Source organism: Sphingomonas sp., assembly GCF_031380695.1.
Classification (GTDB): Bacteria; Pseudomonadota; Alphaproteobacteria; order Sphingomonadales; family Sphingomonadaceae; genus Sphingomicrobium.
In genome coordinates this window covers 1-12116 of sequence record NZ_JANMWY010000045.1, presented here as the reverse complement: position 1 = coordinate 12116, position 12116 = coordinate 1, and the positions used below count along the sequence as shown (strand labels likewise).

13 protein-coding genes and 1 pseudogene are annotated in these 12116 nt (G+C 65.6%); 12 read left to right on the top strand and 2 right to left on the bottom strand.

Annotated features, from left to right (window positions below; all coding sequences use genetic code 11):
* From RMN84_RS01790 to RMN84_RS01750, 9 genes and pseudogenes are all read left to right on the top strand, one after another.
* Nucleotides 1–438, top strand: a pseudogene (locus tag RMN84_RS01790) (nicotinic acid mononucleotide adenylyltransferase); the annotation flags it as partial.
* Nucleotides 439–518: 80 nt separating this feature from the next.
* Complete coding sequence (rsfS, locus tag RMN84_RS01785) at nucleotides 519–842, top strand: ribosome silencing factor (protein WP_309610495.1); 324 nt, start codon at nucleotides 519–521, stop codon at nucleotides 840–842.
* Nucleotides 843–846: 4 nt separating this feature from the next.
* A complete protein-coding gene (locus tag RMN84_RS01780) occupies nucleotides 847–1269 on the top strand; it encodes a 23S rRNA (pseudouridine(1915)-N(3))-methyltransferase RlmH (protein WP_309610493.1) in 423 nt (140 codons plus the stop codon).
* A gap of 4 nt (nucleotides 1270–1273) precedes the next feature.
* Nucleotides 1274–2443, top strand: coding sequence for a peptidoglycan DD-metalloendopeptidase family protein (locus RMN84_RS01775; RefSeq protein ID WP_309610492.1), 1170 nt, complete (start codon nucleotides 1274–1276; stop codon nucleotides 2441–2443).
* Between the two features lie 52 nt (nucleotides 2444–2495).
* On the top strand, nucleotides 2496–3827 hold the full coding sequence (locus RMN84_RS01770) for a S41 family peptidase (protein WP_309610491.1): 1332 nt from the start codon (nucleotides 2496–2498) through the stop codon (nucleotides 3825–3827).
* A gap of 4 nt (nucleotides 3828–3831) precedes the next feature.
* The gene (locus RMN84_RS01765) at nucleotides 3832–4353 is read left to right on the top strand and encodes a disulfide bond formation protein B (protein WP_309610490.1); all 522 of its coding nucleotides are present in this window, start codon (nucleotides 3832–3834) and stop codon (nucleotides 4351–4353) included.
* A complete protein-coding gene (locus tag RMN84_RS01760; RefSeq protein ID WP_309610489.1) occupies nucleotides 4350–4889 on the top strand; it encodes a demethoxyubiquinone hydroxylase family protein in 540 nt (179 codons plus the stop codon). Before RMN84_RS01765 ends, RMN84_RS01760 begins: the two co-directional genes overlap by 4 nt.
* 50 nt (nucleotides 4890–4939) lie before the next feature.
* Entirely contained in the window at nucleotides 4940–5356 is a 417-nt protein-coding gene (locus tag RMN84_RS01755; protein ID WP_309610488.1) for a hypothetical protein, read from the top strand.
* A gap of 132 nt (nucleotides 5357–5488) precedes the next feature.
* On the top strand, nucleotides 5489–6295 hold the full coding sequence (locus RMN84_RS01750; RefSeq protein ID WP_309610487.1) for a hypothetical protein: 807 nt from the start codon (nucleotides 5489–5491) through the stop codon (nucleotides 6293–6295).
* Between the two features lie 6 nt (nucleotides 6296–6301).
* On the opposite strand, the gene RMN84_RS01745 is transcribed toward RMN84_RS01750, so the two are convergent.
* Together RMN84_RS01745 and RMN84_RS01740 are read right to left on the bottom strand one after the other, a co-directional pair.
* Nucleotides 6302–6601, bottom strand: coding sequence for a PepSY domain-containing protein (locus tag RMN84_RS01745; protein WP_309610486.1), 300 nt, complete (start codon nucleotides 6599–6601; stop codon nucleotides 6302–6304).
* Between the two features lie 65 nt (nucleotides 6602–6666).
* Complete coding sequence (locus tag RMN84_RS01740; protein ID WP_405051417.1) at nucleotides 6667–8595, bottom strand: CocE/NonD family hydrolase; 1929 nt, start codon at nucleotides 8593–8595, stop codon at nucleotides 6667–6669.
* 103 nt (nucleotides 8596–8698) lie between these two features.
* On the opposite strand from RMN84_RS01740, the gene RMN84_RS01735 reads away from it, so the two are divergent.
* The 3 genes from RMN84_RS01735 to RMN84_RS01725 are packed head-to-tail and all read left to right on the top strand — an operon-like array spanning nucleotide 8699 to nucleotide 11963.
* Nucleotides 8699–9943 (top strand): putative DNA modification/repair radical SAM protein, encoded by a 1245-nt coding sequence (locus RMN84_RS01735; RefSeq protein WP_309610485.1) that lies wholly within the window; start codon nucleotides 8699–8701, stop codon nucleotides 9941–9943.
* A 50-nt stretch (nucleotides 9944–9993) separates the two neighbouring features.
* Nucleotides 9994–10485, top strand: coding sequence for a hemerythrin domain-containing protein (locus RMN84_RS01730; protein WP_309610484.1), 492 nt, complete (start codon nucleotides 9994–9996; stop codon nucleotides 10483–10485).
* Complete coding sequence (locus RMN84_RS01725; RefSeq protein ID WP_309610483.1) at nucleotides 10485–11963, top strand: UdgX family uracil-DNA binding protein; 1479 nt, start codon at nucleotides 10485–10487, stop codon at nucleotides 11961–11963. Before RMN84_RS01730 ends, RMN84_RS01725 begins: the two co-directional genes overlap by 1 nt.
* Nucleotides 11964–12116: the final 153 nt, after the last annotated feature.

The window sequence follows — 12116 nt, the reverse complement described above, 5'->3', positions numbered from 1 at the left end:
TCCGCCCGGGCGATGGCGCGGCGCTCGCGCATCCGGGTCAGCGACATCGAGCGGCGGCTCGGCACACGCTACACCGTCGACACCGTCGGCGCGATCATCGCCCGCTACCCGGCCGACCGCTTCATCTGGTTGATGGGGGCCGATACTGTGGCCCAATTCCATCAGTGGAAGGATTGGCGACGGTTGGCCGCGACGCTGCCGATTGCGATCATGTCGCGTCCCGGGTATGACGGTCCCGCCCGCGCGGCTCGCGCGATGGGCTGGTTGCGGTGGTTCGGCCACCCCGCCGCCACGGCACGGAGGTGGACGAACTGGAGCGCACCGGCGATTAGCCTGCTTCGCCTGCCCCCCGATCCGACCTCCGCCACACGCCTTCGCGCGCTCGACCCCGACTGGCATCGCCGCTTCACCGCGACGCCTTCACAGGAGACAATTTGACCGACCCCCTTCCCGTCGCCGCTGCCCGTCCCAAGCGGACCGCAGCCCCGGCCGACGTCGATGCGCTCCACGCGCTGATCATGAAAAGCCTCGATGATGACCAAGCGGTCGAGACCATCTCGATCCCGCTCGCCGGCAAGTCGAGCATCGCCGACCATATGGTGATCGCCTCGGGCCGATCGTCGCGCCAGGTCGCGTCGATGGCGACCAAACTCGCCGCCAAGATCAAGGAAGAGTTCGGCAAGGTCGCCCGGATCGAGGGATTGCCGGTCGCCGACTGGGTGCTGATCGACGCCGACGACGTGATCGTTCACCTGTTCCGTCCTGAAGTGCGCAGCTTCTACAATCTGGAGCGGATGTGGGCCTTCGGCGACGAACAGGACGCCAAGGCCGGCGCCGCTTAACTCGGTGATTTTGCACATCGTCGCACGCGGCAAGATCGGGCGGTCGAGCGAGGCCGAGTTGGTCGAGCGTTACTTGAAGCGCATTGCTTGGCCGACGAAATTGACCGAATTGCCAGATCGTGGCGGGACGGTGCCGCCGCTCCTGACGAACAGCGTGACCATCGTGCTCGATGAACGCGGCGAGGCAATGTCGTCGACCGCACTGGCCCGCACGCTTGAGGCGTGGCGCGACGGCGGCAAGCGCGAGGCGCGCTTCCTGATCGGCGCGGCCGATGGCCATGGCGAGGCGGGCCGAGATGGCGCAGAACTGCTACTGTCGTTCGGCCCGGCGACCTGGCCGCACCTGCTGGTCCGCGCGATGCTCGCCGAACAATTGTTCAGGGCAACATCGATCCTTGCGAACCACCCCTATCATCGCGAAGGATAGGCTCATGCGTTGGCCGCTCCTCCTCGTCCTCCTCGCCGCCGTCCCGGTGCTGGCCGCCGACGAGGTCGCGCCGTCGCCCGATGCCGAACTTGCGGCCGCCCGTGCAGATGTCGCCCGGGCCAGCGCTGAGGAGCAGAAGCTGACCGCCGCTGCTGCCAGCGCGGGCAACGAAGCCCAGAAATTCGCTGCCGAGCGGCGTGCCGCCGCCGCCGCCATCGCTGCCGCCGAGGCGCGGATTGCGGTGTCGGAAGCCGAACTGGAGCTCGCCCGCAACGCGTTTGCGGCCCAACGCCAGCATCTCGCCGAGCGCCAGGCCCCAGTGGCTGGGCTGCTCGCCGGGCTGGTCGAGATGGGTCGTCGTCCGCCGCTACTCGCGATGGCCGGGGATTCGACCGAGGAATTCGTCCGCGTCCGCGCGCTCCTCGATACGACCATGCCGGTGATCCGCGCCCGTACAGCCGGGCTGGCGCGCGAACTTGCCACCGCCAGCCGGGCGGAGCAAGCCGCCGCCGCCGCCCGCGACACCCTTGCTGGACAACGTGTCGTCCTCGACGGGCAGCGCGCCCGCTTCGCCGAACTCGAACGTCGCGCCCTCTCGCGCCAGGCGACGTTCGGCGGACAGGCTTTTGGGGCAGGCGACACGACATTGGTTGGTGGCGAGGCGCTTGCCAGTCTCGACGACGAAGCCGCTCGCCGCCGTGTCGGCCAGGCCGCCGCGCGCGACCTGGCGCTACTCGGTTCGCTCCCGCCCCGCCCGAACGCGTCCGATGGACAGGCCCCGCGCTCGCCGTTCGCCTACCAACTGCCGATCGACGCGCCGGTCGTCGCCGGGCTCGGGTCCGTCGATGCCAATGGCGTGCGCTCACGCGGGCTGACGCTGAGGACCGGGCGTGGGGCCGCCCTCCTCATCCCTGCAGACGGCAGTATCGTCTTCGCCGGGCCCTATCGCCGCGCCGACGGCGTGGTAATCATCGACCATGGCGGCGGCTGGATGAGCCTGTTGGTCAATGTCGCGACCGACCTTCCCAAAGGCAGCGCGGTCCGCAAGGGCGAACCGCTCGGTCGCACGCTCGGCCCGCTGCAGGTCGAATTATCCAGGGGTGGCACGAATGTTTCACCGGCCTTCATCGCTGCTTCATCTGCGATACTGTCCAATCGTCCCAAAGGCGGCTAATCTCGCCAGCGATGTTCCGGGGCGTGCCCGCCCAACCGCCAAAGGTCGTTCGATGCGTCTTGCCAAGCTCCTTCCTCCTCTCGCCGTCGTCGGTGCGCTCGCGTTCGTGCCGACCGCGACCAGCGGGCTCGCCGCCGCCGATGCGGTCAACTACAAGGAACTGGAGACGTTCATGGACGTCTATCAGCGGGTCCGCTCGCAATATGTCGACAAGGTCGACGACCATGTGCTGGTCAAGGGCGCGATCGACGGCATGCTGGCCGCGCTCGACCCGCATTCGGCCTATGCCGAGGGTGCCGACTTCCAGCAGACCAAGGCGACGACCGAGGGCAATTACGGCGGGCTGGGCCTGAGCGTCGCGGCCGAGGACGGGGCGGTCAAGATCATCACCCCGACCGAGGACACACCAGCCGACCGCGCGGGTCTGAAATCGGGCGACTATATCACTCATGTCGATGGGCTATTGCTATACGGCTCGACGCTCGACGAGGCAGTCGAGAAGATGCGCGGGCAGCCCGGCACCAAGTGCAAGCTGACGATCGTCCGCCCGGGCCGCGACAAGCCGTTCGACGTCACCCTGATCCGCGAGAAGATCGAGCTCAAGCCGGTCAAATATGAAGTCCGCGACGGCATCGGCATCATCAATATTAACGGCTTCTCGGCCCAGACCGGGGCGGCGACTGAAAACGCGCTGGTGTCGATCGACAAGATGACCGGAGGCCGCCCGCTCGGCTATGTCGTCGACTTGCGCTCCAACCCCGGCGGGCTGCTCGACCAGGCGGTGGCGGTCAGTGACGCCTTCCTCGACCGCGGCGAGATCGTGTCCGAGCGCGGGCGCGAGAAGACCGATATCGAGCGCTTCTATGCCCACCCGGGCGACCTGGCGCATGGCCTGCCGGTGATCGTGCTGACCGATGCCGGCACGGCCTCGGCGGCGGAGATTGTCGCCGGCGCGCTGCAGGACCAGCGCCGCGCGCTGGTGATGGGCGAAAAGAGCTTCGGCAAAGGCAGCGTCCAGACGGTGATGCCGATGAGTGACGCCTCGGTGCTGCGCCTGACCACGGCGCGCTATTACACGCCGTCGGGCCGGTCGGTGCAGGCCGGCGGGATCGATCCCGACGTGCTGGTGCCGCAGCTGAGCGATCCCGACTACAAGGACCGGCCGCGGCTGCGCGAAGCGGACCTGCGCAAGCATTTACTTGGCCAGGCGAAAGTCGACGATGCGCTATTGCAAAGCGACACCACGCCCGACCCGCGCTTCACTTCGACCGCCGAGGGATTGAAGCTCGCGGGGGTCAAGGATTACCAGCTGGACTATGCGCTCAAGACGCTCAAGCGGCTCGCCCCGCCGGCACCGCCCAAGCCCAAGGTCGCGGCGCGCTAGGCCGATGAACGAGACGATCGCCATCTCCCGCTCCGCGAGCGGATTGTCGTCGAACGGAACGGCGCGCTTGCTCGCGCTGCTGGTGCCGGTTGGGCTGCTGGGAGGCGCGCTCTTCTCCCAATATGTAGGCGGGCTGTGGCCGTGCGAAATGTGCTGGTGGCAACGCTACCCGCACGCCGCCGCAATCGTCATCGCCGGGCTGGCGTTCGCCTTCGCCGCCGACAGCCCCCCCGCCCGCATCCTGACCGCGCTGGCAGCGGTAGCGATCGCCATTTCCGGCGGAATCGGCGTCTATCATGCCGGGGTCGAGGCGCATGTGTTCAAGGGCCTCACAGCCTGCGCGGCGACGGGTGCGGGGGGCAGCGCCGCGAATGTACTCGAGCAAATCATGAAGGTCCCGCTGATCCAGTGCGACCAGGTCCAGTGGCGCTTCGTCGGCCTGTCGCTGGCGGCGTGGAACGCGATCATTTCGCTGTCCGGGGGAAGCGCGATCGCGCTCATGCTCTACAGAAAGCGCACAACATGACCGACCACTGGACTCCCGGTGATCGCCGGCCGGACACCGCGTCGATGCTGCGCGTCAACCAGGCCGGCGAATATGGCGCGACGCGCATCTACGCCGGGCAGCTCGCCGTCCTCGGCCGCGGCACGCCCGCGTCGCACCTGGTAGCGCGGATGGCGGCGCAGGAGCAGCGACACCTCGACCGCTTCAACGCACTGATGGCCGAGCGGCGCGTGCGTCCGACGCTGCTGCAACCGCTGTGGAACGTCGCCGGCTTCGCGCTGGGGGCAGCAACCGCGCTGATGTCGGAGCAAGCGGCGATGGCCTGCACCGAAGCGGTCGAAACCGAGATTGAGCGCCATTATGCCGAGCAGCTCGCCGAGCTGGGCGACACCGACCCCGCCTTCACCGCCGACATCGCCGATTTCCAGGCCGAGGAGCTCGAGCATCGCGACACCGCGCGCGCAAACGGCGCCGCCGACGCGGCCGGCTACCCGCTGCTGACGGCGGTGATCCGTGCCGGATGCCGGGCGGCGATCACACTGTCGAAGCGAATCTGAGCAACCCGGTGGCGGCCCGGCCGTTGACCCTGTTCGAAAGGACGATGACGATGACCCAGTTTCTCCACCGCCTGACCGCAGGCAGCGCGCTGATCGCCGCGCTCGGGGCGGGCGTCGCTATTGTCCCGGCCCCCGCGCTGGCCCAGGCGACGCGCAATGCCGAGATCATCGTTTATGGCACCGACCCCTGCCCGCGCTCGGCCGATGACCAGATCGTGGTGTGCAGCCGCCGCCCCGAAGGCGAGCGCTTTCGCATCCCGCCCAAATTGCGGCCGAGCGGCCCGCCGCAGACCCGCAACAGCTGGGTCAATCGCGCTAAAGCCTTCTCCAACCAGGGCTCAATCGGGCCGATGAGTTGCTCGGCCGTCGGCCCCGCTGGCTACACCGGCTGCGCATTGCAGGAGATTAACAATGCGGCGCGTGAGCGGAGCGACACGACGACCGCCAACACCGCGCCGTCCAGATAGAGGCTGCCGTTACTCGGTGAGCAACGATACTTTGGCTCGCACGACGGATGGATTTCACTCCATCACAGCGTTGCAGATTGCGGACGTTTTCACCTTCCCGTTCAACCGGCTGCTCGGCCACTGGCTAATCGGATGATCAGCATGGACCGCGATACGTTGAGCAAGGTCCCGGCAGTCACGCTGAGCTTCTGGATCGTCAAAATCCTTGCCACCACTCTGGGCGAGACGGCGGGCGATACGGTCAGCATGACCTGGTTGGGCGAAACCACGCCCAATGCGCCGCACAGTTGGCTTAGCGGTTATCTCGTCGGGACGGCAATCTTCGGCGCGATCCTGGCCGTGCTCGTGTGGCTGCAGATTCGTGCGCGGCGGTTTCACCCGTTTCTCTACTGGGCGACAATCGTCGCTTCGACGACTGCGGGTACGACCCTCGCCGACTTTTGCACCCGGTCGCTCGGCATCGGCTATCCCGGCGGATCGACCCTGCTGCTCGCATGCGTGCTGGCGTCGCTGTTCGTCTGGTACCGAACGTTAGGAACGGTCCGCGTCGAGAGCGTCACCACCCCGCCGGCCGAGGCTTTTTACTGGCTGACGATCACCTTCTCGCAAACGCTCGGCACAGCACTCGGTGACTGGGTGGCGGATTCGGGGCCGGGTTATGCCGGGGGGGCGCTGATCTTCGGGGCGGCGCTCGCCGTGCTGGTCGCCCTCTATTATTCGACCGCGATCAGTCGCGTCGGGCTGTTCTGGGCAGCGTTTATTCTCACCCGCCCGCTCGGGGCCACGGTCGGCGATTTCCTCGACAAGCCGGTCGCGAAGGGCGGGCTGGAGTTCAGCCGCCCGCTGGCCTCGATGGTGCTGCTGGTCGTCATCGTCGCCCTGATCCTGGTCCTGCCGCAACGGGCCGGGCGCCATCCCGTTGGCACCCAACCCGCCTGACGAAAGTTAGTCAGGGTGGGGACCCTCGGCCTTGTTCTCAAGCACCTTGCCGGTGCGGCCGTCGACGCCGACTTCGAACGTCTTGCCGTGTGACTTGATGTCAAACGAGTAACGCAGTCCGGTGCCGCCGCTCTCCTTCTCCAGCTCCTGGTCGGTGATCGTGCCGGGACGAACGGCGAGCGCCGTCTTGCGCGCGGCCGCCAGGCTGACTTTCGCCTGCGATGCCAGTTCGGCACCGACGAACGGCTTGGCCGAAGCGCCAGTCACCGAAAGGGCGATCGCGCTCAGTGCGAGGATAATACGCATCATGTTTCCTAGAAGGCACAATGCCTCGCGGCACGCTTGCGCCGGCCTACATGGCTCTAGCCTGACTAGGGCACCACCGGCAGCATCACTGCGCTCGCGGTCGTACCGCCGCGCCAGATGCGTTGCGTCGCCTTCCGATAATCGCCTGCCTTGGCGAAGAAGATGTTCGGCACGAACGTCTGCGGATTGCGGTCGTAGAGCGGAAATAGGCTCGACTGGACCTGGATCATCAGCCGGTGGCCGGGGAGGAAGACGTGGTCGACGTTGGGCAGCGTCCAGCGATAATGCTCGACCTTACTCACCCGCAACGCGCGAGGTTTGGCAAAGCTGTCGACGTAGCGCCCGCGGAAAATCTCGATGCCGATCGGTAGCTGATAGCCCGCCATCGACGCCTTTCCACCCTGCGTCGCGTCCTCCGGCACGTCATTGGGATAGACGTCGATCAACTTGACCACCCAATCGCTGTCGGTTCCGCTCGTCCCGGCATAAAGGTCGACCTCGGGCGCGCCCATGATGTGGACCGGCTGGTCGAGCGGCGCGCTCTTCCACTCGGCGACGTCGGGGCGGCCTGAGACGAAGCGCTGGTCGCGAACCAGCCACGGCTTCCATTGGGTCGCATCGTCGAGGTTGATCGGGCGCGGAATGAACGGCACCGGGTGGGCCGGGTCCGAGACATAATCGTCATGCCCCGCCGCCACCGGACGTTCGAAGCCGACAACCCCGTTAGCGGCGAGATAGAGCGGCTTCATGCTGCCCATCGGCCAGCGCGGCGAGACCTCCCATGTGTTGATCCCGGTGGCATAGGTCAGCACCGGCGGCGTGTGCGGATCGGGCGCGCCCTTGAGGAGGTGGTCGAGCCACGGCTTCATCGTCTGCGTCCGCCATTCGCGGGCCGTGTCGCCGGTAAAGGTCAGCGCGCCGAGGTCATAGCCGGCGTGGTTCGCCCCCGAATGCCGCCATGGTCCGATGACGAGATGGACCTTGTCGTTATTCTTGTCCTTGGGCTCCAGCGCGCGATAGGCGGCAGGGGCGCCATAGCTGTCCTCTTGGTCCCACTGCCCGACCTCGAGCATCGTCGGCACGGTCAGCGGGTGGGCAGCGAGCCATTTGTCGACCGCCTGGCCCGACCAGAATGGCGTATAAGCTGGGTTCTGCAGGAATTTCTGCACGCCGGGATAGTGGGTGATGCGCAGCTTGGCGGCAAAATCGCCGATCGATCCGGCGTCGAGGTAGCGGTCATAGGCGTCCTCGCTGCCCAGCGCAAACTCGCCGCCGCCCTCGGCCTTGTTGGTCGCCTGGCCGACCGCATAGTCGAGCGAACTGACGCGGAACGCGCCATTGTGGAACCAGTCGTCGCCCATCCAGCCGTCGACCATCGGACTTTCCGGCACCGCCGCCTTGAGCGCCGGGTGCGGGTTGATCTCGGCCATGAGCGTAGTGAAACCGAGGTAGGACGAACCGATGACGCCGACCTTGCCATTGCTCTCGGGCGTGTTCTTCACCAGCCAGTCGATCGTGTCATAGGCGTCGGTCGATTCGTCGATGCCGGTGGCGTTGAGCGGCCCGGCGAGCGGCCGGTTCATGATGTACTGGCCATCGGACTTATGGAGCCCGCGAATATCCTGGTAGACGCAGATATAGCCGTCGGTGGCGAACTCGGCGTCCATCGCCTCGAGAATGTCAACGATCCGTTGGCTGGCGACGCGGTGGGTCGATTCGTGCGCATCGTAGGGCGTCCGCGACAGCAGGATCGGACCGTTGGTCGTGCCTTTCTTCATCACCGTGACGGCGTAGAGTTTGGTACCGTCGCGCATCGGCACCATCGCCTCGCGCCGGATGAAGTCGGCGGATGGCAGGACCTGGTCGTAATTCGCCACGACATCGGGCGTCATCGGCGTGACCCTCGCTGGAACTTGAGCGAGCGCGCTTATGGCGGTGGTGAAGAGAAGGCCGGCGAAGAGCGGCGTCGCGCCGCATACTGACAAATGCTTCATGCGGCCGAACCTAGAAGCCGCCTCTCGCCGTCGCAAATGGAATTAGCGCGGAAAATCATTGTGTTCGCTGGACTCGCGTAGCCAAGGAACGTAAGCAGAACAAATGGCGCAACTCGATACTCGTTCCAAGCTTGCGATTCTCGCCGATGCGGCGAAATATGATGCATCATGCGCCTCATCGGGCACGTCGAAACGCGACAGTCGTGGCGGCAAAGGCATCGGCTCAACCGAGGGTATGGGTATTTGCCACGCCTACGCCCCCGACGGTCGGTGCATTTCGCTACTCAAGATTTTGCTCACCAACAGCTGCATCTTCGACTGCCATTATTGCATCAACCGCAAGAGCTCGAATGTCCGCCGTGCGCGGTTCACGGCCCAGGAAGTGGTTGGCCTGACCCTGGCTTTTTACAAGCGCAATTATATCGAGGGACTATTCCTCTCGTCGGGCATCATCGGATCGTCCAACTACACGATGGAACAGCTGGTCGAGGTTGCGCGTAGCCTGCGCGAGGATCATGACTTTCGCGGCTATATCCATCTCAAGACAATTCCCGACGCCGATCCAGAACTGGTCCGGCTGGCCGGGCTCCACGCTGACCGCGTATCGATCAACGTCGAATTGCCGACCCGTGCCGGGCTCGAACGGCTTGCGCCCGAGAAATCGGAGGCGCGGATCGAGGGGGCGATGGCCGGGATGAAATCGTCGATCGTCGAGGCGCGCGATTCGTCCAAGCGGTTCAAGTCCGCGCCGCGCTTCGCCCCCGCCGGCCAGTCGACGCAGATGATCATCGGCGCCGACGCCGCAGACGATCGCGCCATCGTCGGTCGGGCGAGCCAGCTGTATGATCGGTTCGGACTGCGGCGGGTCTATTATTCCGCTTTCTCGCCGATCCCTTCCGCGAGCGCGGTGTTGCCGCTCACGCGTCCGCCGTTGATGCGCGAACACCGCCTGTATCAATCCGATTGGCTGATGCGCTTTTATGGCTTCACGCCGGGCGAGGTCGGCGAGGCGACCGGCGCGGACGGGATGCTGCCGCTCGACATCGACCCCAAACTCGCCTGGGCGCTCAAATTTCGCGAACGCTTTCCGGTCGATCTCAACCGCGCACCGAAGGAGGAGTTGCTCCGCGTCCCCGGGCTGGGCACCAAGGCGGTCGGGCGCATCCTTTCGTCGCGGCGATGGCGGACGATCATGCTCGACGACGTCGATCGCCTGACCGTGTCGATTGCCAAGATGCGACCGTTCATCATCACTGGCGACTGGCGCCCGACGCTGTTGATCGACCGCGCCGACTTGAAAGCTTTGGTCACGCCCAAGCCGAAACAAATGGAATTGTTTGCCGCGTGAACCAAGCGCGGCGTTGGTCGTTGGGACTGCGAAACATTGGAGTCAGCACGATGGCCGCGACCACTATCTTCGAGCGACTGAAGCAGGACCATGACAAGCATCGCAAGCTGATTGCGGCGATCGAGCAGACCAGTGGTACCAGCGACGAGCGCAAGGCATTTTTCGAGGAATATAAGACCGACGCTATCGCACATGCTGCGACCGAGGAACTGACCCTCTATCACGCACTGATCGGCGAGAGCAAAATGCGCGCCTATGCCCAGCACGCCGCCAAGGACCACCACGAGATCGAGGACGCGATCAAGGAAGTGAGCGAGACGGACATGTCCTCGCCCGGCTGGCTGGCGAAATTCAAGTCGCTCAAGGAAACCTATCTCGAGCATATCGACGAAGAGGAAAAGACCATCTTTCCCGATGCGCTGAAGGACCTCGGCAAGGACAAATCGGTCGAGCTGCTCGCCGCCTACAACGCCAAGAAGCCCGAGGAAATCGAACGGGCCGAGGCCGGATGCGACGAGAAGATCAACGAGAAGATTGGCTAATGCTCGCCGAGGGGCCGATGATCGGCGCGCATCGCGTGCTGCTCGCGGCCCCCGACGATTTCGACGGCTGGCGTGAGGCGGCGCGGGGGCTGGCCGAAGCGGGGGTGCCTGCTTCCGCGATCATCTGGGACGTGACGGGTGACGAACCCGATCTCTTCGGCGACGCGGGCGCGCCGCCGCCACTGGGGCCGAGCTTCGCCGTGCCGCGCAGCTTCGTCGATGTCGCTCGATCGGCGATCTGCCATTCGGACCCCGAGCGGTTCGCGCTGCTCTATGCGATGCTGCTCAAACTGCGCGCCAACAAGAGTGCGATGGAGGACCGCACCGACCCATTGCTCGACCGGATCGAGCGGTTGGCCAAGGAGGTGCGGCGCGACGTCCACAAGATGCACGCCTTCGTCCGCTTTCGCGAGGTCGCCGAGGAGGAAGTCAGCACGCGGTTCGTCGCCTGGTTCGAGCCTGACCATCACATCGTCCGCCACACCGCCGGCTTCTTCGTGCGGCGCTTCACGACGATGTGCTGGTCGATCCTGACGCCCGAGCTGTGCATTCACTGGGACGGCGAAGCACTGACCGAGAGCCCCGGCGCGACCCGCCGCGATGCCCCGGACGGCGACCCGGTCGAGGAGACGTGGAAAACCTATTACGCATCGATCTTCAATCCGGCGCGGGTCAAGATCAAGGCGATGACTAAGGAAATGCCGAAAAAATACTGGAAGAACATGCCCGAGACGGCGCTGGTCGCGGGGTTGATTGCCGGAGCCCAGGGGCGCGAGGCGGCGATGATCGCGCGCAGCGCCGCGATGCCCCAGCCTGAGAGCAATATCGGGGCGAGGTGGGCGGCGCTGCGCGACGAGGCGGCGGCCTGCACGCGCTGCGACTTGTCCCGATGCGCTACGCAAACGGTATTCGGCGAAGGACCGCTCGATGCGCGCATCCTGTTCGTCGGCGAGCAGCCGGGCGATCAGGAGGATCTCGCCGGGCGGCCGTTCGTCGGGCCAGCCGGACAATTGTTCGATGCCGCGCTCGAACAGGCCGGGATCGACCGGCGGGCAACCTATGTCACCAACGCGGTCAAGCATTTCAAGTTCGTGCTCCGCGGCAAAAAACGCATCCATTCGCGGCCCGACACCGGCGAAATCGATGCCTGCCGCTGGTGGCAAGAGCAAGAGCGCGGGCTGATCCAGCCGGCTCTAACCATCGCACTTGGCGCAACGGCGGCGCGCTCGCTGACCGGCAAGACGCTAACCATCTCGCGCGAGCGCGACGCGCCGCTGGCACTTGCCGACGGTAGCGAATGCTGGGTGACGGTCCACCCGAGCTATCTGCTGCGCATCCCCGAGGAGGCGCGGCGGCACGAAGAACGCGCTTTGTTCGTCCGCGACCTGACCCGCATCCGCGAGCGAGCGGAGGCACTCGCCGAGCAGCGGAACGGAGCCACACGCGCACGGCACGAGGCTCGGGTGGCAGCCGAATGACGGTTCATGCTATAGTTCGCAATAGCGTTTATTCAGCCGCTAAGATTCGTTCCGCACTTCCCAGGTCCACCGACACTAGACGACTGACCCCCTGCTCGATCATCGTTACGCCATAGAGCCGGTCCATCCGGCTCATCGTCAAGGCGTTATGGG

Coding starts and splice junctions, on each gene's coding strand:
- rsfS (WP_309610495.1), top strand. CDS start 519: ATGAAAAGCCTCGATGATGACCAAGCGGTCGAGACCATCTCGATCCCG.
- RMN84_RS01775 (WP_309610492.1), top strand. CDS start 1,274: ATGCGTTGGCCGCTCCTCCTCGTCCTCCTCGCCGCCGTCCCGGTGCTG.
- RMN84_RS01770 (WP_309610491.1), top strand. CDS start 2,496: ATGCGTCTTGCCAAGCTCCTTCCTCCTCTCGCCGTCGTCGGTGCGCTC.
- RMN84_RS01765 (WP_309610490.1), top strand. CDS start 3,832: ATGAACGAGACGATCGCCATCTCCCGCTCCGCGAGCGGATTGTCGTCG.
- RMN84_RS01760 (WP_309610489.1), top strand. CDS start 4,350: ATGACCGACCACTGGACTCCCGGTGATCGCCGGCCGGACACCGCGTCG.
- RMN84_RS01755 (WP_309610488.1), top strand. CDS start 4,940: ATGACCCAGTTTCTCCACCGCCTGACCGCAGGCAGCGCGCTGATCGCC.
- RMN84_RS01750 (WP_309610487.1), top strand. CDS start 5,489: ATGATCAGCATGGACCGCGATACGTTGAGCAAGGTCCCGGCAGTCACG.
- RMN84_RS01745 (WP_309610486.1), bottom strand. CDS start 6,601: ATGCGTATTATCCTCGCACTGAGCGCGATCGCCCTTTCGGTGACTGGC.
- RMN84_RS01740 (WP_405051417.1), bottom strand. CDS start 8,595: ATGAAGCATTTGTCAGTATGCGGCGCGACGCCGCTCTTCGCCGGCCTT.
- RMN84_RS01735 (WP_309610485.1), top strand. CDS start 8,699: ATGGCGCAACTCGATACTCGTTCCAAGCTTGCGATTCTCGCCGATGCG.
- RMN84_RS01730 (WP_309610484.1), top strand. CDS start 9,994: ATGGCCGCGACCACTATCTTCGAGCGACTGAAGCAGGACCATGACAAG.
- RMN84_RS01725 (WP_309610483.1), top strand. CDS start 10,485: ATGCTCGCCGAGGGGCCGATGATCGGCGCGCATCGCGTGCTGCTCGCG.